21 protein-coding genes are annotated in these 24507 nt (G+C 52.4%); 12 read left to right on the plus strand and 9 right to left on the minus strand.

Annotation, left to right across the window (positions count from 1 at the left end; all coding sequences use genetic code 11):
• Positions 1-186 precede the first annotated feature (186 nt).
• On the plus strand, positions 187-1422 hold the full coding sequence (locus tag JWG39_RS05570; RefSeq protein WP_205218395.1) for an exonuclease SbcCD subunit D C-terminal domain-containing protein: 1236 nt from the start codon (positions 187-189) through the stop codon (positions 1420-1422).
• A 251-nt stretch (positions 1423-1673) separates the two neighbouring features.
• Here JWG39_RS05570 and JWG39_RS05575 read toward each other — a convergent pair whose 3' ends face one another.
• A complete protein-coding gene (locus tag JWG39_RS05575) occupies positions 1674-1856 on the minus strand; it encodes a hypothetical protein (RefSeq protein ID WP_205218396.1) in 183 nt (60 codons plus the stop codon).
• A gap of 69 nt (positions 1857-1925) precedes the next feature.
• Between JWG39_RS05575 and JWG39_RS05580 the strand changes: the two genes are divergently transcribed.
• Positions 1926-5192: an AAA family ATPase gene (locus tag JWG39_RS05580; protein WP_205218397.1), complete on the plus strand. Its 3267-nt coding sequence runs from the start codon at positions 1926-1928 to the stop codon at positions 5190-5192.
• Positions 5193-5524: 332 nt separating this feature from the next.
• On the opposite strand, the gene JWG39_RS05585 is transcribed toward JWG39_RS05580, so the two are convergent.
• The 4 genes from JWG39_RS05585 to JWG39_RS05600 form a co-directional block, all read right to left on the minus strand.
• On the minus strand, positions 5525-6073 hold the full coding sequence (locus JWG39_RS05585) for a DUF2062 domain-containing protein (RefSeq protein WP_205218398.1): 549 nt from the start codon (positions 6071-6073) through the stop codon (positions 5525-5527).
• Between the two features lie 68 nt (positions 6074-6141).
• Entirely contained in the window at positions 6142-7644 is a 1503-nt protein-coding gene (locus JWG39_RS05590; protein ID WP_205218399.1) for an ArnT family glycosyltransferase, read from the minus strand.
• 37 nt (positions 7645-7681) lie between these two features.
• On the minus strand, positions 7682-8323 hold the full coding sequence (locus JWG39_RS05595; RefSeq protein ID WP_205218400.1) for a lipid-A-disaccharide synthase N-terminal domain-containing protein: 642 nt from the start codon (positions 8321-8323) through the stop codon (positions 7682-7684).
• Entirely contained in the window at positions 8320-9051 is a 732-nt protein-coding gene (locus tag JWG39_RS05600) for a glycosyltransferase family 2 protein (protein WP_205218401.1), read from the minus strand. Before JWG39_RS05600 ends, JWG39_RS05595 begins: the two co-directional genes overlap by 4 nt.
• Before the next feature lie 269 nt (positions 9052-9320).
• Here JWG39_RS05600 and JWG39_RS05605 point away from each other — a divergent pair, with 269 nt between their 5' ends.
• The 3 genes from JWG39_RS05605 to JWG39_RS05615 all read left to right on the plus strand — a co-directional run bounded on the left by JWG39_RS05605 (position 9321) and on the right by JWG39_RS05615 (position 12682).
• Positions 9321-10694, plus strand: coding sequence for an ExeA family protein (locus JWG39_RS05605; protein WP_205218402.1), 1374 nt, complete (start codon positions 9321-9323; stop codon positions 10692-10694).
• Between the two features lie 356 nt (positions 10695-11050).
• Positions 11051-12322, plus strand: coding sequence for an ammonium transporter (locus JWG39_RS05610; RefSeq protein ID WP_369130577.1), 1272 nt, complete (start codon positions 11051-11053; stop codon positions 12320-12322).
• Between the two features lie 21 nt (positions 12323-12343).
• Positions 12344-12682 (plus strand): P-II family nitrogen regulator, encoded by a 339-nt coding sequence (locus JWG39_RS05615; RefSeq protein ID WP_205218404.1) that lies wholly within the window; start codon positions 12344-12346, stop codon positions 12680-12682.
• 143 nt (positions 12683-12825) lie between these two features.
• Here JWG39_RS05615 and JWG39_RS05620 read toward each other — a convergent pair whose 3' ends face one another.
• From JWG39_RS05620 to JWG39_RS05635, 4 genes are all read right to left on the minus strand, one after another.
• Entirely contained in the window at positions 12826-13548 is a 723-nt protein-coding gene (locus JWG39_RS05620; protein WP_205218405.1) for a hypothetical protein, read from the minus strand.
• 129 nt (positions 13549-13677) lie between these two features.
• On the minus strand, positions 13678-13917 hold the full coding sequence (locus tag JWG39_RS05625) for a hypothetical protein (protein ID WP_205218406.1): 240 nt from the start codon (positions 13915-13917) through the stop codon (positions 13678-13680).
• Between the two features lie 413 nt (positions 13918-14330).
• The gene (locus JWG39_RS05630; RefSeq protein WP_205218407.1) at positions 14331-16127 is read right to left on the minus strand and encodes an ABC transporter ATP-binding protein; all 1797 of its coding nucleotides are present in this window, start codon (positions 16125-16127) and stop codon (positions 14331-14333) included.
• Positions 16120-17898 carry an ABC transporter ATP-binding protein gene (locus JWG39_RS05635; RefSeq protein WP_338032180.1) on the minus strand — a complete coding sequence of 593 codons (1779 nt, stop codon included), beginning with the start codon at positions 17896-17898 and terminating at the stop codon, positions 16120-16122. The genes JWG39_RS05630 and JWG39_RS05635 overlap by 8 nt, the downstream gene beginning before the upstream one ends.
• Positions 17899-18441: 543 nt before the next feature.
• On the opposite strand from JWG39_RS05635, the gene JWG39_RS05640 reads away from it, so the two are divergent.
• The 7 genes from JWG39_RS05640 (at position 18442) to JWG39_RS05670 (ending at position 24375) form a co-directional block, all read left to right on the plus strand.
• On the plus strand, positions 18442-18681 hold the full coding sequence (locus JWG39_RS05640) for a hypothetical protein (RefSeq protein ID WP_205218408.1): 240 nt from the start codon (positions 18442-18444) through the stop codon (positions 18679-18681).
• A 540-nt stretch (positions 18682-19221) separates the two neighbouring features.
• Positions 19222-19623, plus strand: a complete 402-nt coding sequence (locus tag JWG39_RS05645) for an H-NS histone family protein (protein ID WP_205218409.1) — start codon at positions 19222-19224, stop codon at positions 19621-19623.
• Between the two features lie 637 nt (positions 19624-20260).
• On the plus strand, positions 20261-21646 hold the full coding sequence (locus JWG39_RS05650) for a sigma-54 interaction domain-containing protein (RefSeq protein ID WP_240192009.1): 1386 nt from the start codon (positions 20261-20263) through the stop codon (positions 21644-21646).
• 154 nt (positions 21647-21800) lie between these two features.
• Positions 21801-22199, plus strand: a complete 399-nt coding sequence (locus tag JWG39_RS05655) for a NifB/NifX family molybdenum-iron cluster-binding protein (protein ID WP_205218410.1) — start codon at positions 21801-21803, stop codon at positions 22197-22199.
• A gap of 42 nt (positions 22200-22241) precedes the next feature.
• Entirely contained in the window at positions 22242-22604 is a 363-nt protein-coding gene (locus JWG39_RS05660; protein WP_205218411.1) for a response regulator, read from the plus strand.
• 17 nt (positions 22605-22621) lie between these two features.
• Positions 22622-23482, plus strand: coding sequence for an ATP-binding protein (locus tag JWG39_RS05665; RefSeq protein WP_205218412.1), 861 nt, complete (start codon positions 22622-22624; stop codon positions 23480-23482).
• The gene (locus JWG39_RS05670; protein ID WP_205218495.1) at positions 23482-24375 is read left to right on the plus strand and encodes a 4Fe-4S binding protein; all 894 of its coding nucleotides are present in this window, start codon (positions 23482-23484) and stop codon (positions 24373-24375) included. Before JWG39_RS05665 ends, JWG39_RS05670 begins: the two co-directional genes overlap by 1 nt.
• Positions 24376-24507: the final 132 nt, after the last annotated feature.

Here is a 24507-nt window from a genome sequence, read left to right on the forward strand (position 1 = left end):
GCAGGCAAAGGGGAGACGGGAAAAACTGCTTTTCCGCTGTTTGCTTTTCCGCTTTTTACTGTTTCCCCGGCGCATCTTAAGATGCGTTCCCTGACAACGGGATGTTTAACGGCCTTGTTCTATTTACGGGCGGCATGTACACTTCATGCCGCCCGTTTTTTATTCTCTCAACCCGGAGTTGCACCGATGAAAATACTCCATACCTCTGACTGGCATCTCGGCCGCCGTCTTTACGGTCGCACCCGCTATCCCGAATTTACCGCCTTTCTCGACTGGCTTGTGCAGACCATTGAGGCTCAGCAGGTCGACGCCCTTGTCGTCTCCGGCGATATCTTCGACACTGGCACGCCGGGCAATCTTGCGCAAAATCTCTACTACAACTTTCTCTGTCAAGTAGCGGAGATCTCCAGCTGCCGCAATATCGTGGTGGTAGCTGGCAACCACGATTCCCCCTCCTTTCTTGAAGCGCCGAAGCAGGTGCTGCAACATCTGCATATCCATGTCATTGGCAGCATGCGGGAGAATCCTGAGGAGGAACTGCTGCTGCTTGAGGAGAACGACGGGCAGCCGGGTCTGCTTCTCGCTGCGGTTCCCTATCTGCGGGATCGCGACGTGCGCGTGGCCGAGGCGGGGGAGAGCGGCGGTGAAAAGACGATGCGGCTGGTTGAAGGGATTGAGGCGCACTATCGAGAGGCTGGTATCCTGGCCGAGGCACAGCGCCGCAGGCTGAATCTGCCCGGATTGCCTCTCGCTGCCACCGGACATCTTTTTACCGCTGGCGGTCGCACTGCCGAAGGTGACGGTGTGCGTGATCTCTACGTTGGCAACCTTGCCCTTGTCAAGAATTTTCCGGAGTGTTTTGACTATCTTGCCCTTGGCCACCTGCATGTGCCGCAGAGGGTGGGGGGTGTCGAGCATATCCGTTACAGCGGTTCGCCGATTCCGATGGGTTTCGGAGAGGCGCGTCAGCAGAAGGAGGTTTTGCTGGTGGAGTTTTCCAGAGCAGAGAAGGGATGTCGCATTACTTCCCTTAAAGTGCCGTATTTTCAACGTCTTGAAAGTGTGGAGGGAGATCTTGCCGGGATTCTCACCGGCATTGAAGTGTTGAAAGAGAAAGGAGTGAAGTGCTGGCTTGAGGCTGTCTATACGGCGGCGGCCGCGCCGAAGAACCTGCGGCAACAGATTGAGGAGGCGGTAGAGGGCAGCGGTCTTGAGGTGTTGCGAGTGAAAAACAGCGTACTCGCGGCGCAGATTCTGCAGACTGCCCGGGCGGGAGAAACTCTTGATGATCTTGACGAGTTTGAGGTCTTTCAGCGTTGTCTCTCTGCTGCGCAGATCAGCGAAGAGGAACAGGGTAAACTTGTCGAGTGTTATGAAGAGATTGTGCGGGATCTGCGGGAAGAGGACAGTAATCGGGAGTGAGGCGGAAAAACGGGAGACGGGAAAAGGGAGACAGGAGAAAAGGGAGACAGGAGAAAGGAGAAAGGAGAAAGGAGACGGGAGAAAGGGAAAAGCAAAAGGCGGAACAGCGAAAAACTTTTTGCCAAAGGAAAGCTCTAAACATGCGAATAAAGGCAACAAAAATTTAAAAAAGATTTTAAAATTAAACAGAGAATTGCTGTTGTTCTATTTTTTGTCTTTTTAGAGCTTCTTTAAGAAGTTACGCTTTTGCCTCATTTGGGGGCCCAATCGCGGTTGTACCTGCTCTTAATAATTCCGGGAATTACTACCATTTCAGCCCACCAATGGTTGTGTAATTCCACTGTTATCGTTACGTTTCCCGTCACAGTGTAGACAAGGCATGCCTTGTCTACACAACAACATTGTGGGAAACCACTGCCGTGCCGATTTTCCATCAATGGTGATGAATCAATACAAAATGGAAATGGTATTATTCAAGGTATCTATAAGACTACGGGGGCAATATGAAAATCCTTCACCTCACCTTTAAAAATCTCAACTCGCTCTACGGTGAATGGGATATCGACTTTACCGGCGGCCCTTATGTGGAGGGCGGTATCTTCGCCCTCACCGGCCCTACTGGTGCGGGTAAATCTACCGTGCTGGACGCCATCAGTCTCGCCCTCTACGGGCAAACTCCCCGCCTTGGCAACATTACTGCATCGAGCAACGAGATCATGTCCCGGCACACCGGCGAATGCCGCTCAGAGGTTACCTTCTCCTGCGGCTCGGGCACCTTTCGCAGTTTTTTCAGCCAGCACCGATCACGGAAAAAGGCCGGGGCTCCCCTGCAGCCGCCAAAGTATGAGTTTAGCAACGCCCTTACGGGTGAGGTTTTGGAGACAAAGAAAGGCAGGGTGATGGAGGAGGTGGAGAGCACGACAGGTATGGATTTTGACCGCTTTACCCGTTCCACTCTCCTTGCCCAGGGGAGTTTTGACTCCTTTCTGCGGGCGAAGGAGGATGAAAAATCTGCGGTACTGGAGGAGATAACCGGTACCGGTATCTACAGTGAGATCTCCCGCCGGGTGCATGAGCGTACCCGCCTCGAACAGGGGAAGTTGACCCAAATGCAGGCAGATATCAGCTGCACTCAGGTCCTGGAGAGAGAAGAGGTGGCCTCGCTTGAGAAAAGGCTGCAGGGAATATGGAGACGGGTACTGGTTATTGCCACCCGAATTGGTCAGACTGGACGCGCGTTGCTCTGGCGTGAGGGCATGGCAACCCTGGAGGTGGAACTCACGGAGATTGACCGGGAGGCCGGGCTGCTTGGCATGGAGAGGAAGAAATTTTCCCTGCAGGGAGAGCGCTTGTCCCTTGGAAAACGGGCAGCGCGGCTGGATACAGAGTATGCCGGGTTGACGGCGGCACGACGGCGCAGGGCAGAGGATGAGAAGACACGGCTGGAGTGTCAGCAGAAACTGCCTTTCCTTGAAGAAAAGGTGCAGGCGGCGCAGCAGGTGTTGACGGAGAAGGAGAAGGCTGCTGCGCAGGCAGTGGAAGCGGAGAAGGCGGAGAGGCCGCGTCTGAAAAATGTTCGTTTGCTTGATGCTGCTCTGGCCGGGCGGAAGGATGCCATAGAAGTGGCCGCCGGGATGGTTGCAGTTGGGGAAACGCAGAAAAAGAAAAATCAGCGGGAGTTAAAAACACTTGAACAGCAGATTGAGATCCTTCGCCAAAAAAGTGAAGATCGCTTGCGGTGGATGAAGGAAAACGCACAGGATGCGAAGCTGGAGGGACAGCTCCCGGCTGTACAGGCGAAGCTGGAGAATATTACAGACACCATTGTGGAATGCAACGCGGAGCAGGAGGAGATTGCAGCAGCGCGGGGAGTCTGGCAGCAGCTGCGTGATAATGTGACTGCTCTCGAAAAGAAGGGCGAGGCTGAGAACGAGGCCGTGATCAGTGTGCAGCGGCAACTGAATTCGGTGGCGGAGGAACAAAAGCAACTGCTCAATGGCCGGGATATCATGGAGATCCGCCGGGAACGCGGCGATCTTGAACGTACCGTCGGGCTTTTGGGGCGTATCGCTGACCTTGAAGCTGAACGCCGTCGTTTGAGCACGGGGATGCCATGCCCACTCTGCGGCGCGCTGGAACATCCTTTTGTCGAAGGAATACCGCTGCCGGATGGTGAAGAAAAACGACTCGCAACGTTGAACAACGTGATTCTCCGTTGCGAAAAGCTGGAGGTGAAATATCGCCAGATGGCTGATGAAGAGAAGCGGCTGCTGGCCGTCGGTGCGGGGGGGGAGCAACAGCTTGCGGTGGCGTGTCTCAAACGTGATACTGCGGAGAAGCAGAACCTGGAACGGGAAGCCCGCATGGAGAAACTGCAGGGGCGTCTGCAGCAGATGAGGAGGGAATTGCAAAACCTGCTTGAACCTTTCGCTGTTAATGTCGAGGAGGACAATCTGCTGGATCTGCTCGGTGAACGCTGCCGTCACTGGCAGGAACTGGAGGAGCAGGGAGAGGTCGTCGAGAAACAACAGAGCGATCTGATGGAGAAGAAGGCAGGAATTCTGGCCAGGATAGAGAGCGGAGAGGAGGCGCTGACAGCCCGTCGAAAGGAATTAAAAAACCTGCAGGCACGTTTTGCGGAAGAGTCTCAGAAACGCGCAGAGCTGTTTGGCGAGAGAGACGTTGATTCCGAGGAGAGACGGCTGCAGCAGGATGTGGAACAGGCCGCCGCCGACGAAAATAATGCCCGTGCCAGGGGTGAAAATTCCCGTGCCGAACTGCAGGGGATGAGATCTTCTCTGGCCACACTTTCGAGTCAGCTTGAGCAGCGTGCCCCTGAGCTGGCCGCTTTTGAGAGTGCCTTTGTTGCTGCCCTTGCTGCTGTCGGTTTTCCTGATGAGTCTGCCTTTGCCGCCGTGCGTCTCCGTGCAGAAGAGCTGGCACAACTCACGGCGGTGGAGCGGGAGCTGGAGAAGCGTGAGGAGAGGCTTGCCGCCCTTCGCGGGGACCGCAGTGCCCGACTTGAGAAGGAGAAGGCGCGGAATGTAACTTCTCAGAAGGCGGGAGAACTCGCGCCATTGTTGAAGGAGCTTGAAGAGCAGGAGGTGGCAGAGCGGGATGTTGCAGTCACTTTGCATCAACGGCTTGAGGTTGACCGTACGGCGCGGGAGAGTATCGTCGCCCGCCAGGCGGCGGTGGAGAAGCAGCGGCAGCAGCTGGCGGTCTGGCAGCGGCTCCACGGGCTGATTGGTTCGAGTGACGGCAAGAAGTACCGCAACTTCGCCCAGGGGCTCACCTTCGAGTTGATGGTCGCCCATGCCAGTCGTCAGCTGATCAGGATGACGGACCGCTATCTGCTGGAGCGCGACCATGACTTTCCGCTGAAACTCAACGTACGCGACAATGACCAGGCCGGGGAAGTTCGTCCTGTCGACAATCTCTCCGGCGGCGAGAGTTTCCTCGTCAGTCTGGCGCTTGCCCTCGGCCTGTCAAAGATGGCCAGCCGTATGGTGCAGGTGGATTCCCTCTTTCTTGATGAAGGATTTGGAACCCTCGACGATGAGACCCTTGAGATGGCACTGGACGCCCTTGGCGGGTTGCAGAAGGACGGTAAACTGATCGGCGTAATCTCTCATGTGTCCGCACTGAAGGAGCGGATTCCCACGCAGATTGAAGTGGTACCGCAGAGCGGCGGACGGAGTGCTCTCCGTGGCGCGGGGGTAAGCAGGAGGGTGAAAAAGTCGAGTAATACCATTCCTATTAAGTTGTGACCGTACTAAATGCCACTTTCACTTTCTATTGGCGAATTCAAAGGCAGGGGGATGGGAGACAGGAGAAAGGAGACGGGAGACAGGGAAAAGCAAAAGACGGAACAGCGAAAAACTTTTTGCCAACGAATAAAAGCTCTAATCATGCGAATAAAGGCAAAAAACTTTAAGAAGTTACGCTTTTATAAAAAATTCCCTTTTTCGCATAATTAGACCATTTCTATTAAGTTATGCCCTTTTTACATCCTGTTTATTCATTCGTAATCACAAAAAAAGATGTCCACGCAGTCGCGCTCTCTGGTCAATACAAAATGTAAATGGTATAAGAAACCCGCTCAGTAGAGAATGTTTTTTCGCCGACGGCGGGTATTGAGAAATTTCAGCAGGGAGATGGAGAGACCCCAGGTTATGCCCCCGCAGACCAGTCCAACCAGTACGCTGCCCACCGTAAGTGGCAGGATAACCTCTCTGCCGGTGTGGAGGATAACGTTAAACTGCTCCTTGATCTCCCAGAACTGCATTTTCGCCATACTCTTGCTGATCTCCAGAAAGAGTTCTGACACCTGTTTGACTGGCGGGCCGTCCACAAACTGCAGGCCGATCCAGTAGTTGAACGTGTAAATCGGGGCGATAGTCACCGGGTTGGTAATCCAGATAGGGATAATAGCTGCGGCACGGTTCAGATTCAGCAGCGAAGCAATAATGACTACGATGAAGAATTGAATGCCCACCGTGGGTGTGAGCGAGACAAACGTTCCCAAAGCAAGTCCGCCGGCAATAGCGTGCGGCGTACTGCGCAGTCTGGTGATCCAGCGCAGAATGGGCCGCAGTTTGAACGCCAGATTACGCCGCCGGACCGGTGGATTTGGTGTACTTTTACTCATGACTCTCCAGAAGAAGGAATATCTTTTCACGACATATAAACTATAGAGCATGCGGGGCTGGAAGTAAATTACTGCAGCTGCTTTCTTCCCTGCCATTTCCCGAGGGCTGTACCAAGGACAACACTCTGTGATGGTGTGTTGCTATAAAGCCACGGGCGGGTGATGTTCTCTTTATGCAGTGTCTGTACATCTACCCCCATCTTCTCTGCATAGCGCCGCAGTTCTTCCGGAATCTTCGGACTCTCGGAGGGCATCCACACCAGCAGTACCTTTTTATATCCGGCGGCCTGCTGTTCTGAGAGCTGCTTTTCAAAGCCATAACCGGGGATCAATGCCGTGCTGTGGGGAAACAGGAGCAGCATATTCCCGGCCAGAAAACGCTTGTTGGTGAGGATCAGACCTCCGTCAAATCCTGCGGCACGCAGGGTGGTTGCCATGGCCGGAAAGGGATAGTTCATGCGGGAAAATTTGCTGTTTTCACCGTACCAGCCAGCTCCGACGATACGCAGAGTGAAAGCGATATAGACCCCCGCCATGGCGAGGATGCCGAGGCCAAAAAAGACGCGAAAACGTTTTGCTGTTACCTGTGCTGCCGTAAGCCGGGAAAAAAACCAGATTGGAGCACAGAAAAGCATCGGCTGCAACCAGCGGTCTTTTACATAGGTTACCTTGAAACTGAGTACGACGATGAGCAGCAGCAGGAGAAAGATGAGGATGTACCGGGCGATGAAGCGCTGACCAAAATCCGGTTTATCAATGTTTCCTGGTTTGACTCCGGTCGGAAAAACTAACACGTAAAAGAGCCAGAAGGGGAAGAGAAAAAGGGTTATCGCCTGTACCATGCTGATTATTCCCCGGACATGGTAATCGGCCTCTGCCAGCTTGAACTTGCGGGTGGCAGAGAAGACGATATCCTGATTGTTGTACATCCACCAGAAATATTCCCCGCAGAGCAGCAGGGGCAGGAGCAGGGCGAGGGGGAAAAAGCGGTTGAAGATGACCTGTCGCCCCTCTTTAATACTGAGCAGGGTAAGCAGAAGGATGGCGAGGAAGAGAAAGTAGTTGGCCTTGCCGAGACATCCGGCGGTGATGCCGAGGCCGAGAAGCAGGGCGTTGAGAAGGCTCTGTTTCTCGACTGCCCGCAGCGTGGCCAGCAGGGTTCCGGCAGCAGCGCAGACCACCAGCACGGTGTGGGTCATGTCGCGCTGCGATTCCCAGCCGATCTGGGGGATAAGCAGCAGTGACAACGTCGCAAGGATGGCGGTGTGGCCGTTTCGCAGCAGGCGCAGTGCGCTGAGACAGGTAAAGAGATATGTGAAAAAGAGCAGGGCATTTTTCATTATGCTGAGGGCAAGGGTCTTGTTGCCGAACAGCTGAAAAAGGCCGTGCTGTATCCAGGTGAAGAGAGGCGGCTGTTCGGTGTAGCCCGGCAGCAGCCACTGGGCAAAGAGAACCTGCTCAGCTTCATCGTAGTCGAGGCCGTGCGTCAGATTTACCCGCAGCACGACCTGGAATGTGAAGTAGGCAAGCAGAAGGAACAGAAAGGGTATATTGATATTGGGGCGGGCCATGGCGTTGTTAAGTGAAGGTTAAGACGGAAGGGGCGGGTTACTTTTGCTGAGTATTATCACGTGCACGCAGGCCGAGAATCAGGTTGCGGGAATAGACGACAAAACCGAATATCTGGCCGGCAAAGAGAACCGGATCTCTCCGCAGAATGGCGTAACTGAGGATCATTGCCGAACCACTGATGCTGATCAGCCAGAATCCCGGCGGGAGGACCGATTCCTTCCGCTTTTCGCTGCAGATCCATTGATAGACGAAGCGGAAGGTGAAGACAAGCTGCCCGGCGATACCCCATATCATCAGCTGGCGTGGGATCTCCCTGTTTGTCAGCAGCGTTGACAAATTATATTGGTGGCCCGTGGTGGCGAGAATGGTGACAGCAATGGCTGGAAAGCAAATGAAGAGCAGGCGGAAAAAGAAGGGAATTTTCTGCCAGAAACCGAAAAAATAGAGGTTACGGGTATAAATGAGATAGGTCAGTACCTGACCGATGACAATGGCAAAATCTTCCCGCAGAATGCCATAGAGCATCAGCAGGAAGGAGGCAACGATGGAGAGCTGCCAGAAAAGCAGCGGCGAGAGAACTCTGCCCGCCCTCTCTGAGCTGATCCATTGTGTGATCTGGCGTGCAGAGAAAAGCAGCTGTGCCGCAAAGCCAATTGCGTAGATAAGGGTCTGGCTCATTTGGCCTTATCGGTCGCACTCTCTTCGGCGACGGTATAGGATATATGGCGGTCGCGCATCCAGCGGAAGGCGAGGGTGTCGAAAAAGGGGCCGACAAGACGGTTGAAGAGGTGGTATTTCGCCTCCCCCGCCATCCGTGGGGAGTGGGAAACCGGAATCTGTTTCACCCGGCCGCCTTCAAGCTGTACGAGGGCGGGGAGAAAACGATGCATGCCATGGAAAAAGGGAATTTTCACTGCGTATTCGGTCTTCAGAATTTTCAGCGGACAACAGGTATCGCGAATACCGTCATTAATCATAAATCGCCGCCAGCCGTTTCCCACCTTCGAGGAGATCTTCTTGACGATGCTGTCGCGGCGTTTGGCGCGGATGCCATTGACCATGTCATACTCCGGGAAGTATGGCAGGAAAGCTGTAAAGTCTTCGGGGTGAGTCTGCAGGTCGGCGTCGATATAACCGGTCAGAGTGGTGTGGCTGTGGTCAAAACCGGCCTTGATGGCAGTGGAGAGGCCCCGGTTTTCGCTCAGAGAGAGAAATCGGCTGCGGGGATCGTCGGCGCACTTGTCACGCAGCAGCTGCGGACTGTTGTCGCTTGAGCCGTCATTGATATAAAGAACTTCAGTCGGCAGAGGTGTGGTGGCGAGGAACGTATCCATCGCCGCGAAAAAAACTGGCAGACTTTCTTCCTCATTATAGACTGGAACGATAATTGTGAGTGCAGGTTGCATGGAGGTCACTGAGGGACTCTGAGATATGGATTATTCCTTTGAGCGTCCCTGTATAAGGATAACCGCACACTAATACCAGAGCGTTTCTCTGAACTCAAGTATTTTCACCATGATTTGGGGATACTCGATGCACCAGGTTCCTGAAAACAGAGGGGAAGAAATCAGGCTTATCTTGCTTTTTTCGTCGCTTTTCTGGTATAAAAAGAAGAAATTTTAACAGATTTTCAGTGCGTAAAATAATCACTTCAAGTCGCCGAGGACTACCCGCCATGTATGACAGTTATTTCAATCTCAAGGAGAAGGCCTTTGAGGCCCGGCCGAACCGTGATTTCTTGTGGAATGGGGAGTCCCGCAGGGTGGTTGTCGAAGCCTTCTGCGAAGGTATTTATGAGAAGAACGGCTTTCAGATGCTCATCGGCGAAGAGGGGGTGGGAAAGACCACCGTACTGCAAATGGTGCTTGACGAGGTACAGGAAGAGGCCACAACCCTCTGCATTTCCCATATACCCAATGGTATGGTGGAGTTCTACAACAGTATCCTCTCCGGTTTCGGTCTGCAGAAAGAGGCCTTCACGCGACTGCAGTTTATGATGGAGCTGAGCAAACTGCTTAAAGAGGTCCATGAAAAGGGCAGGATTGCTCTGCTGGTCATTGATAACGCGGAAGGGTTACGTCAGGAGTTTTTTGAAGAGCTGCGCACTCTTATCGGGCTGGAGAAGGATGGCCGTCGTCTGCTCAATCTGCTGCTCGTGGGCCGCTCCCCGCTGATTTCTCTCCTTGACCAGCCCGATAATCGTATTCTGCGTCAGAAGATGGCCTGGCATGCCGAGCTGAAACCATTGAATGAGATTGAGACCCGCGAATATATCGAGTATCGGCTTCAGGCTGCCGGTTGCAACGAACCCGTCTTTGCCGAGGGCTGTTTCCCACTTTTACACACATACTCAGGCGGTCAGCCAGCCCGACTCAATGAACTCTGCACTGCAGTTCTGTCTGAAGCTGCGGAACAGAATGCCGTGCTCACACCGGAATTTATCACTTTCTGTGCATTGCAGGGAGAATTTCCAGAACCTCTTGCTTTTCAGCAGGATGTGGCTGAGAGTACTGAAGCGCCCCAGGATGCGTCGGAACAGGAAAGTTTTGCGCAGGCACCTGCCGAAGAGCAGCCTGCTCCTCATATTGAATCGACCTCTTCCGTGGCCGCCGCCGAGGCTGTGTCAGCGGTTGGCGGGCAATGGGAAGATGAGGAGGCGATTTCCACGGAGAAAGCGGAGGCAGAAGAGGATAAGGATAAGGAACCCTTTGTTCCTCTGGATGATCAGCACAGCAGTGATCTCTGGCTGACCCACGCTCTGCGTGGTTTTATTGCCCTTGCTCTTTGTCTCGGCCTCTATTTTCTCTATGACAAGATCTTTACCCCGACGATCGATCTGCAGGTCCCGCTGGATGATTCGCCAGTAACCGAATTTCCTCTGTCGCAGGCCGATACTGTTGAATCCTCGCAGGAGATTCCGCTGGTTCTCCCCAACCGACCTGCCGGGAATCTTGAACCCCTGCGGACTGACGAGTTGAAGGAGCCTGATCCCATACCGACCGGATACGGCAAAATTGAAGTGTATCTTCTCGAATATATCGACAATTGATCTGAAGGCTCCCTGCAGTGCTCATTGGAAAAAAGAGAAACTCTCAGGCGAAAGATAGACAGGATATATTAAAAAGTACAAAAAGGTAACATTTATGGAAGCAGTAATACATATATGTTATTATATTTTAAAAACAAGCCTTCCTCTGGAATTATAAAAAAAACGTTAAAACAGGTATATAATTTTTTTTCAGATAAAATTTGTAAATGGCATAACTCTTGCTAAAATGTTGGCAGTATTCTTGAATTTCTGTAGCATACATGATTGCAGAAACAACCTTACAGGAGGAATGAATGAAGTCTCAAATCTGGAAATTAGGAACTGTTGGAGCGGTAACAACCCTTGCCCTGCTGGTAATGGCCGGGACGGCGGGAGCTGAAGAATTTGATGCCCACGCGTCAATCATCTCACTTGGGTATGGACTGGATACGTTTTATCTGCTCATGTCAGGTGCACTGGTTATGTGGATGGCGGCCGGTTTCACCATGCTGGAGGCAGGTCTCGTCCGGTCTAAAAATGTGGTAGTTATTCTTACTAAAAATGTGGCCCTCTATTCCGTGGCCTGCATTATGTATCTGCTGTTTGGTTACCAGATAATGTACGGTGGCGGTTCTGGTGTGCTGCCCGGCTTCTCTTTTCTTATCGGCCCGGAACATACTGCCGCAGCAGTACAGGCTGCCGGTGGAGACATTACATATTCGCACCTCGCGGACTTCTTCTTCCAGGTGTGTTTTGTCGCTACAGCCATGTCGATCGTATCCGGTGCGGTGGCAGAGAGGATGAAGCTGTGGGCATTTCTTGCTTTCGCTCTCGTTCTGAGTGGTTTTATCTACCCGATAGAAGGATATTGGAAGTGGGGTGGAGGTTTTCTTGATACACTTGGTTTTGTCGATTTTGCCGGATCCGGAGTTGTTCATCTTTGTGGTGCCGCAGCCGCGCTGGCAGGAGTACTGGTGCTCGGTCCCCGGACAGGAAAATATAAAAACGGGAAAATTAAGGCTTTCCCCGGCTCCAATCTGCCGCTTGCCGCCCTCGGCACACTTATCCTGTGGGTAGGCTGGTTCGGATTTAACGGCGGTTCTCAATTGAAAGTGAGTACCATCGCTGATGCCAATGCCGTCGCCATGGCTTTCGTCAATACCAACGGGGCAGCTGCGGCTGGTCTGGTCACTGCTCTTCTGCTTTCTCAGTTCTGGTTCCGCAAGGCTGACCTTACCATGGCCCTGAACGGTGCGCTGGCCGGTCTGGTGGCAATTACCGCCGAGCCGACAGCTCCGGGGCCACTTCTGGCAACGGGTATTGGGGCTGTAGCCGGTTTGCTTGTGGTCGTGTCCATTATTACGATCGACAAGTTGAAACTTGATGACCCGGTTGGTGCACTTTCAGTTCACGGAGTTTGTGGGATTTTTGGCCTTATGGCAGTACCGCTCAGCACAGGAACCTTTGTCGCTCAGTTGACCGGTGTGGTCTGTATTTTTACCTGGGTCTTTATCACCAGTCTCATTATGTGGTTGATTATCAAAGTTGCAATGGGTGGGCTGCGGGTGAGTGAAGAAGAAGAGTACAGCGGTGTTGATATTGCTGAGTGTGGATTGGAAGCATATCCTGAATTTTCCGGCGATAAATAAAAGATCCGAAAGGAGCAGAACATGAAAAAAATAGAGGCAATCATCAAACCCTTCAAGCTGGAACAGGTGAAAGACGCTCTCACCGACGCCGGGATTACCGGCATGACGGTGTCGGAAGTGAAAGGCTATGGCCGGCAGAAGGGGCACAAGGAGATGTATCGCGGTGCTGAGTATAATATCGATTTTAATCCGAAGATCAAGATAGAGCTGGCTGTACCAGATGAGCAGGTCGATCAGATGGTTACTGTGATTCGTGGGGCTGCCAATACCGAGAAGATTGGCGACGGCAAGATCTTTATCCTGCCCCTTGAAGAGGTGGTGCGGGTACGCACCGGAGAAAAGGGAGAAAATGCCCTGTAAGTTCTCTTGCTGGAGAAGCAGTATCTGAAAAAAAAAGGGGTGGCCACTGAAACAGTGGTCACCCCTTTTTGCGTGGTAAAGAAACTCTGAGCCGAGAGAAAGGCTGTACCCTGCGCCTTTCTCTCCCGACGTGTTGCAGATGCTCAGAGCTGTGCGTCGTTGAGAATTTTTTCCACTTCATACAGCATTTTCGCGACAAGGGTCTTTTCCGGTGCCGGAGTGTCATCCTTTATACACTCGTTAAAGAGTCCAATCCACAGGGTGAGCTGCTTGTTAGTGGTGCGGTCATAGACCTTTTTCTTGTAGAGATCCCCTGTGAGCTGCAGAGGCTTCTTACTGTGACCCCGGCCGCTTATACCATCGTTTACGAGGGAGATTCCTTCCTTCATACTCATCCGGCGCAGCAGTTCGTCTATCACTCCACCACAGAAGATAACTGCGGCCCGGCAGTTGCCTTCGGCAAACTGGGCCTTTGCCCGGCGCATGAAAGCGGTGATAAGACTGAGGGTAATCCCGCCCCGGGTAGTGGTCAGCCAATCCCCCTGCAGCTGCTGCTTTGCCGCTTCGATAATACCCGCACCCCGGTTGGTACGACTGGCTGTGGCGTGGGTTACTTCGTTTTTGAAGGAAGATGTCGTGGTATGGTCATCCCCGAAAACCCTGCTGAGCCAGGAGAGGGCGGAGATACGGAACTCGTGGAACTTTAATTCATTAACCTCCGGTGCCGCTTCGGGTTTCTCGGGAGAGGTAGTGGTGCTCAGAACATTGGAGGCCAGTGTCAACAGTTTATTCGCTTCGTTGATGAGTCGGCTGCGGAGGATCTGCAGATCTTCTTCGGGAGTGGATTTTCGGGTGAGTGAGGTCATGGTCTTCTCTATGTTAATGGAAACTGCGCGGGAAAATGAAGGTGTGCGCGTTTTATACAGGAGGTGGTGTGTTTTTACAATTTCAGAAACTCTGAAAATACTTCTTTTTCTTCATTGCCATGGAACAGATTATTTTGGTTTCCCCTTCTCAGAATCTTCTTTCTCATTTCTATCCGCCGAGGGCAGGTCGTAAAGCAGCTTGGCTCCGAGGAGTAAAAAGGGGATGGAGAGAACAGGCGCGAGATCTGGGGCTGCCGCAAAAAATCTGTTGAGACCGGCGTTTTGTGTTTCCATGTTCGGCAGCAGCCATGTGCAAAGACCATAGAACGCTGCACCGATAAGGATGCTGAGCCACCAGGGAAATTTCATCTTTTTTCGTTCCTCCCCATGTAAAAATTCTTCTTTCTCCAGGATGTCATTTTCTCTGCACAGGGTACTGTTTCCGCCAGAAATCGCAATGTTTCATACCATTTACACTGTATATTGACCAGAGAACGCGACTGCGTAGACATCTTTTTTGGCGATGACGAATGGACACGAATTTTCACGAACAGGGACAACGCATTAAACGAAAACGTCTGTATCCGGAGTTAAGCCGTACAGTGTACCAGGATTATCAATCAACTTTGGGAGTATCCGAAAGTCGGGGTTGAGCTTTTTACGCTCTCATATTCCGTGTCTTCCGTGGTTTATTCGTGGTTCCTTTTGTCGTTTGTAACCATGAATGGATAAACAGGAGGTAGCCAGGAGACAAAACGGGGTATAACTTAACAGGAATGGTATCACTCCTCAAATCCCGTTCGCAGGTCCAGTTCTATCAGTCTGGCGTACTGGCCACCGGCGGCAAGCAGTTCACTGTGCGTGCCCTGTTCAACCACCTGCCCCCCGGCCATTACGATGATAAGGTCGGCGCGACGGACGGTGGCAAGGCGGTGGGCAATGATCAGGGAAGTTCGCCCGGAAAAACTTTTGGCGACCACCTCTTCAAGGATATTTTCCGATTCCGTATCTATCGCCGCCGTGGCTTCGTCAAGCACCAGAAGCAGAGGTTTGCGACAGAGGACCCTGGCGAAGGAGAGGAGCTGTTTCTCGCCGGTGGAGAGATCAAGCCCGCCATCACCGATACGGGTGTCCAGCCCCTTCGGCAGACGGGAGACGAAGCGGTTCATGCCGGTTTCTGTGAGAATTTTTTCTACTTCATCACGACTGGTCGGCCTGTCGAGAACTATGTTGGCGAGGAGGGTAGCATCGAGGATGAAGATATCCTGAAAGATTACCCCTGCAATGTTGCGCAGCTCTGACGGGTCGAGCTGTCGCAGGTCAATGCCGTCGAGACGCACCGAGCCCTCCTGAGGGTCATAAAACCGCAGCAGCAGCTTGACAAGGGTCGATTTTCCCGAACCGGTGGCTCCCACCACTGCCACCGTTTTTCCCGCAGGCAGGGTGAGGCTGACGTTTTTGAGGACGGGTTCCTTCTCTTCATAGGCAAAGGTTATTCGATCGAACACCACTTCGCCTTGCGGTGCTTTGATATGGAGAGGGTGGGTCGGTGCGGGACAGGAAGTCTGCTGGTTGAGCATCTCAAAAATGCGTTCCGCCGAGGCCATGGCCGACTGGACAATGGAGTATTTCTGGGCCAGCTCGCGCAGTGGCTGGAAGAAGAGGCGCATGTAACTGAGGAAGGCTGCCAGTTCTCCAAGGGTGAGCTCTCTGCGCAGCACCTCACTGCCGCCATACCAGAGGATGACCGCAACGGCTGACGAGCTGAGCAGTTCGGTGAGTGGCATGAAGGCACCGAACAGGCGGATCTGGGCAACGGTGCGGTGAAGGTATTCACCGGTGAGTTGTGCGTAACGCTGTCGGCTCAACTCCTCATGGACGAAGAGCTGGAGGATGCTGATGCCCGCCAGTGTCTCCGAAAGGAAGCCGTTGATCTTCCCGAGCTGGCTGCGGATTTTGCGGAAGGCCTCGCGGAGAAGGTGAGCGAAGATGCCGGTGATGAGCAGTGCTGCCGGAATGAAGAGCATCATCAGTCCGGCCAGCTGCAGGTTCATCATACAGAGAAGAATGAGGATTCCGCTGAGACGCAGCAGGTCATTGAAGAGAGTTACCGCCACCGAGGTGAACATCTCGTTCATGTTGTTGACGTCATTGGTGAGCCGGGTGACCAGTTGTCCGGTGGAATGGGTATTGAAGAACCTGAGATCGAGATCCAGCAGGTGGCGGAAAAGATTCTGCCGCAGGTTGTACATGATCGTCTGGCCAAGCCACTGCAGCAGGAGAACCTGCACGAAGCTGCAGAGGAAAGCAATGAGGATGACCAGCCCGTAGAGTGCGGTGTCCTGGCTGAGCAGGGTGAGGCGTTTTGCCATCGGGATATCGCCCGCAGTGATGCTGTGGTCAATGGCCAGCTGCAGCAGGTGCGGTTGAGCAAGAGTGGCGGCGGTGATGAGCAGTGAAAGCAGCAGGGCAACGGCAAACTTCCCGCGAAAGGGCCAGGCATAGGTCGCAATGCGTCGCCAGAGGTTAAGATCGCCGAAGGAGTGGGGTCCCTTTTCGCTGTAGCCGTAATTACGCATCGGCGTTTTCTCTCATCTGCTTGTCGTACATGGCACGGTAAAAGGAGCTTGTGGCAAGAATCTCCTTATGGCTGCCGGAGTGAACAAGGCGGCCTTTATCAAGAATATGTACCGTATCCATCATCGACAGCATTTTGATACGGTTGGAGACACAAATAATGATGCGGTGGCCTCCCTGCCGGAGGTGGCTGAAGATTTCATATTCGGTAGCGGTGTCGATGGCGGAGAGTCCGTCGTCGATAATCAGTATCGGGCGCCTGCAGAGCAGGGCTCTGGCGAGGGAAAGTCTCTGGCGCTGGCCGCCGGAGAGTTTCATGCCGCGTTCACCGATCAGGGTGTCGTAGCCGGAAGCAAGAGCGAGAATCTCATCGTCCATCGCCGCCATGCTGGCGGCATGGCGGATCTCTTCAAAACTGGCATCCGGGCGGCCGAAGGCAATGTTGTTGCGGATGGTATCGGAGAAGAGCACTGGTTCCTGACCTGCCCAGGCGATCTGTTCCCGTACGGTGGTAAGGGGCAGGGTATTGACATCGAAGCCGTCAAAGCGGAGCATGCCGTTTTCTACTGGATGGAGCCGTGCGAGCAGGCGGCAGAGGGTTGATTTGCCGGAGCCGGTGCGCCCGGTGATACCGTGGGTGCCGAGGCCAAAAGTAAGGCTGACTGCATCAAGGACCTGTGTCTCCCCGAGGGTGAGAGAGGCGTTGACAAGGCGGAATTCCCTGCCGTACAGAACAGTTCCGGCAGGCATGGGAGGATCGTGGAGTTGAGGGCGGCTCTGCAGAATTTTCTCGACCCGTCCCAGCGAGGTGAGGCCGCGCTGTATAAGGTTGGTCACCCAGCCGATGGCGATCATCGGCCAGATAAGCATGTAAAGATAGGCAATAAAGGCGATGAAGCCGCCGATGGTTATGCTGCCGGAGATAACAAGGCGGCCGCCGACATAGAGCACCAGCAGCATGCCGACACTGCCGGTCAGGGCGGAGAGTGGATTAATTATCCCCTGGATACGGGCAACATCCATGTTGCTGTGCATATAGCTCTTCCCGAGGCGATTGAAATGGCGGGTCTGAAAATTCTCCATTGTCCACGCCTTGATCAGGCCGATGGAGAGTAACGTTGAACGGGAAAACTCTGTCAGTCCGGCAAATTTTTTCTGTACCCGGGAAAAATAGAGGTGCAGGCGTGCTGAGAGATAACGGGTGGCGATGGCCAGCAACGGCAGGGGCAGCAGGGCGATACAGGTAAGTTTTATATCAATGGTGGCCATGAAACCCATTGCGGCGAATGACATGACGACGGAGTCTACCGCAGCCACAAGGCCCATGCCGCAGGCCATCTGTACGGCGTTGAGATCATTGCTTGAGTGGGCCATCAGATCACCGGTGGAATAGTGGGAGAAGAAGGCAATGTCCATTTTCAGCAGATGGCTGAATATATCGTCACGCAGGCGGCGTTCAAGCAGACGTGAAAAACCGACTATCAATATCCGCCAGAGAAAGCGGAACAGTACGATACCGACGGCAAGGGTGATAATCAGCGTGCCGGTGAGGAAAAGATCTCTCTCGGTAATGGTTCCATCACTGATACCGTTAATGGCATGCTGCATTATTTTCGGGATGAAGAGCTGCATCATGTCTACAAGAAGCAGTGCTGCAAAGCCGGTGGCGAGACGGAAGCGGTAGCGTTTGAAGATGGGGCCGAGGATATGGCGCAGGCTTGAAAAAGATATCCTTTCGTCTGCTGTCTTTATATTTTTATCGGCGTTTTTCACAGAGAAAATTTGCTGGCCCCGCTGAGGGGTTTATATGAATGGATTAAGATCGACGATGACCTCCGTGCAGTTCGGAATGAAGTACAACACGGAAATTTTCCTGTCCCTGTACTCTATGCAGTATATGCAGGAGAGGGCGGGTGGGCAACCTTTTCTCCATGCTGCTTTTTGCTGCTCTCCGTTTTTCCCGTGGTGGAAATATAACCAGGAATGTATGAGATTGTTCCTCTCTCTGGATTGTGCCGGATCATGTCGATGTATCAGAAGTACATATATCGTTTATTTGCGGCCGTAATGAAACGTATTTCTCAACAGTGCTGTTTCTCTGCGGGTCTTTTTGCTGGAATTTCAGTCAAAACATAAAAATCATCTTTTTCAAACCATATCTCTGGAGGAGTACAATACGTGCGACAGCAGCAGTTTGAAAAGAGAGTACGCTGAAACAGGGTTCAATCGTCAGACACAAACCAGCGACGGCGTATACAGCTCTCGGCAACATGTAGCATCAACGTACTCAAGGGAAAAAATATCAGCTGAAAGATCTTGCTGAAACAGGATTTCTTAAAAGGGAAACAGCAGGGAGGGGTAACCGTCAACCCGCAGGATCGCCCGAGAATTCTGGCGGAACTCTGTAATAAAGAGCATATACACACAATGATTCTCTCTAATGGTGGAGAAGTTGCGACCCACGAGAAAATATCTGAAGTCATGGGAACAGAAAAAACGGTAATGGACATCTTCTCAGATTATGGTCGAAAAAATTGGATATTTCTACTTTTATAAAAAGTGAGAGAGGGCAGTGGGTGTATTCATGAGCACCTTTTTGAGGAAAGGTCGCACTTCTCACTTGAATTAAGTCCTGGCTGCCTTGATGAAACGCATCAGTCTTTTTGACGATTTGTGGTCAAACCCGAGCAAGAAATAAAGAGGATATTGTCTTAGTAATAAAGCGACTCTTCGGCATAATTACGGGATGCAGAGAGACGTTGACATGAAAAGTTGAGGCGAATTTTCTCCTCACACCGGGATCAAAAAACGACATCCTGTTATTCTCGTTTGAGCAAATCGATACGTAAACTGGTAACGAAGCACATATAAAATAGAGAATGGGTTTTTTATTGCCGTTATCCCCGGAAAAAGTATTGCAATTATTATTTAAATTCAGTAACAACTCTCTTTCGTACTGGTTTGAAAAGTATAAAAAATTTGGTTTTGTAAAAATAATCTTGAAATTTTTTGATCTGTTTATATTATGGGCAGAGTTGTAAGGAAATATAATTTGCGTGACTTAAACAATTTAACATTCAGAAAGAGGAAAACTCAATGCAGGAAATTGTAAAAATCATTACCCACGCCCGTCGACTGAAAAGTGCTGTTAAATCTCTCGATATTGAACAGCTTGAGGAAATCAAAGAGAAACTCGATCTCATTATTGCAGATCGATATAAGGAAATAGAGGAAAAAAAGAGGGAAAACGAGGAGAAACTCGCTGATATTGAGGCGATAAAAGAGATCATGGCCCGCTCCGAAATTTCCGTTGATGAGCTCTCCCGTGGAGCATCCGGGAAAGGGCGAAGAGGAAAACGTGCTCCGCGTCCACCTAAATATGAAATCCAGACTGACTCTGGTGAGCGTATTACCTGGACGGGTCAGGGACGGAAGCCCAATGTTTTCAAAGAGCAGCTTGACATGGGAAAAACCATGGATGAATTCCTCATCAAGTAAAATTTCTTCCAGCTTTGGATAAAAGAAGAAAAGTAAATGTTTCTTGAGTGGTATGGTAAAGCGGGTGAATTGTGGAGACAAAAAGTCCCATATTCACCCGTTTCCTGTTTGAAGTCGTTAATATCCTGACCTTTGTTTGCAGAGCTGTTCTTGTCCTGTGAAAAAAAAGCCCATACCGTTAATCTGAAAACGCTGGATTTTATAATGGGTTTTTCCGTGACCTGCAATACCCGGGCATCCCTGAAACGCAGCGGTGGTGTAGATGTAATTTGCCAAAAAAATCTTTGGAAACATTGCAAAAGAGATATAGGTATCTTAAAAAACCTCACATTTCGTTCATATTTGAGGCACAGGAGGAATGTTACCGCAGGCCTGTTAATACCTTAGAAATTATTTCCGTGTTTTTTTGAAAAGAATTTCGTGAAGGTACGTATACCGGCTTACCGTTCATCACCGGTATAACTGTGATCTCGGAGTCTGACGCGTACCCCCGGGGATAAATTTTGACTGTAACAAAGAAGATAAGCGATTATTCGATGTTCCCAAAAGTCATCGTTGAAAATCTTTACCCGTACGGGTATTTTGAAGAACTTTGTCTTTCATTCATATTCGATGTTCCCTTACGTCATGGAGACCCTTGAGCGACGGTAACAAAATACATTCGGATGATCCTCGAAGTGAGAAAGAACTCGCTACCGATCTCATCCTCGAATCAATCTCGGAAGGGGTGTTCACTGTGGATCACGAGTGGCACATCACCAGCTTCAACCGCGCCGCTGAGGAGATTACCGGCACTCCTCGTGACGAGGCTCTCGGCCGCTGTTGCTGGGAGGTTTTCCGTTCTACCATGTGTGAGGGGGACTGCGCCCTTAAAAGGACGATGGAGGATGGTCACTCTATTGTCTCCAGTTCGGCCTGGATCATTAACAACGAACAGCAACGGGTGCCCATTGGCGTAAGTACGGCGGTGCTGCGGGACAGCAGCGGCAGAGTCATCGGTGGTGTGGAGACCTTCCGTGATCATTCTCTTGTTGAAGAGCTGCGCCGTGAACTGCGCGATGTGGGCAGAGTGGGAGAGATGGTCAGCCACAGTCCGGCAATGGCGCGTATCTTTGCCATCTTACCGCAGGTGGCGGAGAGTGAGAGTACGGTGCTTGTAGAGGGGGAGACGGGAGTCGGCAAGGAGGTGCTGGCCCGCAGTCTGCATCAGCTTTCCAGACGTGCGAAGCAGCCCTTTATGGCAATCAACTGCGGAGCCCTCCCGGACAACCTGCTGGAATCGGAATTGTTTGGTTACCGTGCCGGTGCCTTCACCGATGCGGTAAAGGATAAACCCGGACTGTTTGCTGCGGCCAGTGGCGGAACTGTCCTGCTCGATGAGCTTGGTGAGACTTCCCCCGCTTTTCAGGTAAAATTACTGCGGGTACTTGAGGAGAAGGCGTATCAGCCTCTCGGAGCGGTGGAGCAGGTCCCGATGGATGTGCGTATCCTCGCTGCCACCAACCGTGATCTGGCGGCAATGGTGAGCGCTGGTACCTTTCGTCGTGATCTCTTCTATCGTATCAACATCATCCGTTTCACTTTGCCGCCTCTGCGTGATCGGCGTGAAGATATTCCGCTGCTGGTGGAACGCTTTATTCACCGCATGAACAGTCGTCTTGACCGGGAGATCAAGGGACTCACGCCGGAGGCGATGTCATTATTGCTGGGCCACGATTACCCGGGAAATATCCGTGAACTGGAAAACATCATTGAGCGTGGTTTTGTCCTCTGCCGCGAGGAGGAGATTGATGTGGCGCATTTGCCGCCGGAGCTTCGCGAGAAGAGCACAGCCCCCGCCTCCTCCGGTATCCGCTTCGCAGTCCACAACTCCGAGGCGGAGAGTATTGTCACGGCCCTGGAGAGGAATGGCTGGAACCGCCTCGCCGCCGCCAGAGCACTTGGTGTGCACAAGAGCACGCTTTTTCGCAAGATCAGGAAGTATGGCATCATCCTGCCGGAAAAGGATGGCCGCAACCGTTGAACCTGTCTCTGTTGTCCTGAGTCGCTTTCTGCGACTCCTGCAGTCTCATACAGTCTCTTTTTTGCGACCCTGACTCTTCTCTTTCCCTGTAAAGCCAATGCTTTCAAACTGGCACGATCTTTGCTTCATAGAGATAAACCATCAAGGAGCTGTTATGAAACTCGCCATCACCATCTGGGAGACCCGTGTCTCCCCCGTCTTCGACAGTGCCCGTCGGCTGCTGCTGGTGGAGCTGGACGAAGGACAGATTGTCCGCCGTACGGAGTATGCCGTCAGCGGCTCGCCCTTTGCAGCGGTGGGGCGTTTGCACAGGGATGAGGGGATAGAGCTGCTCCTCTGTGGTGCTCTCTGTGAGCGTGGGCTGCAGCGTTTACAGGCGGTGGGAATTGAGCTTATTCCCTTTCTCGCCGGTGAAGTGGAACCTGTGCTGGCAAGTCTCGCGGCAGGGAAAGATCTCGGTTCTTTTGCCATGCCCGGTTGTCTGCGGCAGTGCTGCTGTCGGAAAAGGGCGCAGGCGGCCTGCCCGTGGGACGCAGAGAAGCTGATATTGTAAAAAAGAAACTCTGAATAATTCAAAATGGATGAGAGGAACACCATGAAAATTCTGCTTGTTGAGAAGAACAATACCTTTGCTGACTTCGCTGCGGCTTTCGGCGATCAGGCTGAAGTGCAGACCTGTACTTCCGCTGCCGAGGCTCTGAGACTGGTCGAGGGGGAAACCTTTGATGCCGTCTGTGTTGGGGAAGAGCTGGAGGATGCCAGTGGTCTTGAATTTGCGCATACCCTCACCAGAAAATTTCCCCTGACCAACTGCGCTCTCGTCAGTGGGGACTCTCCCGAGGATTTCCATGAGGAGACCGAAGGACTGGGGATTCTCATGCAGATAAAACCGAAGCCTGATGCTGCCGAGGTTGCTCGTCTCTTGATAATTTTACGTTCCATTACCAATCTCTTTTAACTTTCAGCGGAGACCTTATGATAATCAGTATAGCCAGTGGCAAGGGAGGCACCGGGAAGACAACCGTTGCTGCCAACCTTGCCCTCAGTCTGCAGGACAGCGGTCTGGTAAAGGATTTCAACATGCTCGACTGTGATGTCGAGGAACCTAATCTCCATCTTTTCCTCGATCCCGGGGTGCTGACAGAGACCGAGATAACTACTTTTGTTCCGGTCGTTGACCAGGAGAAATGTACCGGGTGCAGAAAGTGTGTCGATATCTGCCGCTTTGCCGCTCTCGCCTTCGTGAAGGAAACAGTGCTTGTTTTTCCGGCGCTCTGCCACAGCTGCGGTGGATGCGAGCTCGTTTGTGAATTTGGGGCAATTGGTGATGACAGTCGCAGTCTCGGTGTTGTTGAGTCCGGGATGGTGAACGGACATGCGATACACACTGGCCGCATTCGTATCGGCGAGGCGATGTCCCCGCCGTTGATTAAGGCCGTGCGCCGCCACGAGAACGAGGCGGAGCTGACTCTCATTGATGCCCCGCCGGGCACCTCCTGTCCGGTGATTGCGGCGATGCGTGGAGCCGATTTCGTCCTGCTTGTTACTGAGCCGACCCCGTTTGGTTTGCACGATCTGCAGCTTGCGGTTGAGGCAGTCAAGGTACTCGGTATTCCTGCCGGACTGGTCATCAACCGGGCCGATCTCGGTGACAACACAGTGCAGGAGTATGCAGAGAGTGAAGGACTTGAGATCCTCATGAAGATTCCCTTTGAGCGCAGCTTTGCCGAGGCCTATTCCCGTGGAGAGTCAATTGTCAATGTTTCGCCGGAATGGCGGGAAAAATTTCAACGGCTCTATACGCGTATAGCCGAGATCGTGGAGGCAAAAGCATGATACGGGAGATAGTAATTATTAGTGGCAAGGGTGGCACCGGTAAAACCAGTATTGCGGCTGCATTCGCTTCCCTCATGGAGAATGGAGTGCTCTGCGACGCTGATGTGGACGCTGCCAACCTGCACCTTTTGCTGAAGCCGAAGGTTGTGGAATCTCATGCTTTCATGGGTGGTGGAATTGCTGAGATTCGCAATGAGGATTGCGTGGCCTGCGGCGTCTGCCTGGATGTGTGTAAATTTGATGCGATTTCAGAAGACTATCATGTGGACCCGATCGCCTGCGAGGGTTGCGGAGTCTGTGTTGACATGTGCCCGCAGGAGGCGATTGATTTTCCGACACAGCAGTGTGGAGAATGGTTTCACTCCGAAACCCGTTTTGGACCGATGATTCACGCCCGGCTCGGAATTGCTGAGGAAAACTCCGGTAAACTGGTCAGTCTGGTGCGCCAGGAGGGGCGCCAGCTGGCGGAAGCCGAAGGGCGCAATCTGCTGCTTACTGACGGCCCTCCAGGGGTTGGCTGTCCAGTAATCGCTGCTGTTGGCGGTGCGGCGGCCCTGGTGATTGTCGTTGAACCGACGGTTTCCGGTCTGCACGACATGCAGCGGGTGGCCCAGCTGGGTCAGCATTTTGGAGTCCCGGGGCTGGTGGCAGTAAACAAGTTTGATCTCAATGTGGAAATGACTGAAAAAATAGAGGCCTGGGCTGTGGAGCAGTCGCTCGGGCTGGTTGGGCGTATCCCCTTTGATCCCAGCTTTGTCAAGGCGATGGTGGCCGCAGAGAATATTATTGAATTCGCTCCAGAGAGCGATGCCGCGAAGACTGTCCGGGAGATTTGGAAAAAGGTGCTGGCAAGCAAGGCTATGAATAACATGGGAATCGCTGATCTGCGCTGATCTTTTCTCCTGCAGCAGGAGAAAAAGATCTCGCAGAATTGACTTTCTCATTGAAAGCACTCACTGTGCAGATCTCCTGCTGCAGTACAGGCAAAAAATATAAACGGGCGCAGGCCCTTACTGTTAACACAA

The organism is Desulforhopalus vacuolatus (genome assembly GCF_016918505.1).
Classification (GTDB): Bacteria; Desulfobacterota; Desulfobulbia; order Desulfobulbales; family Desulfocapsaceae; genus Desulforhopalus; species Desulforhopalus vacuolatus.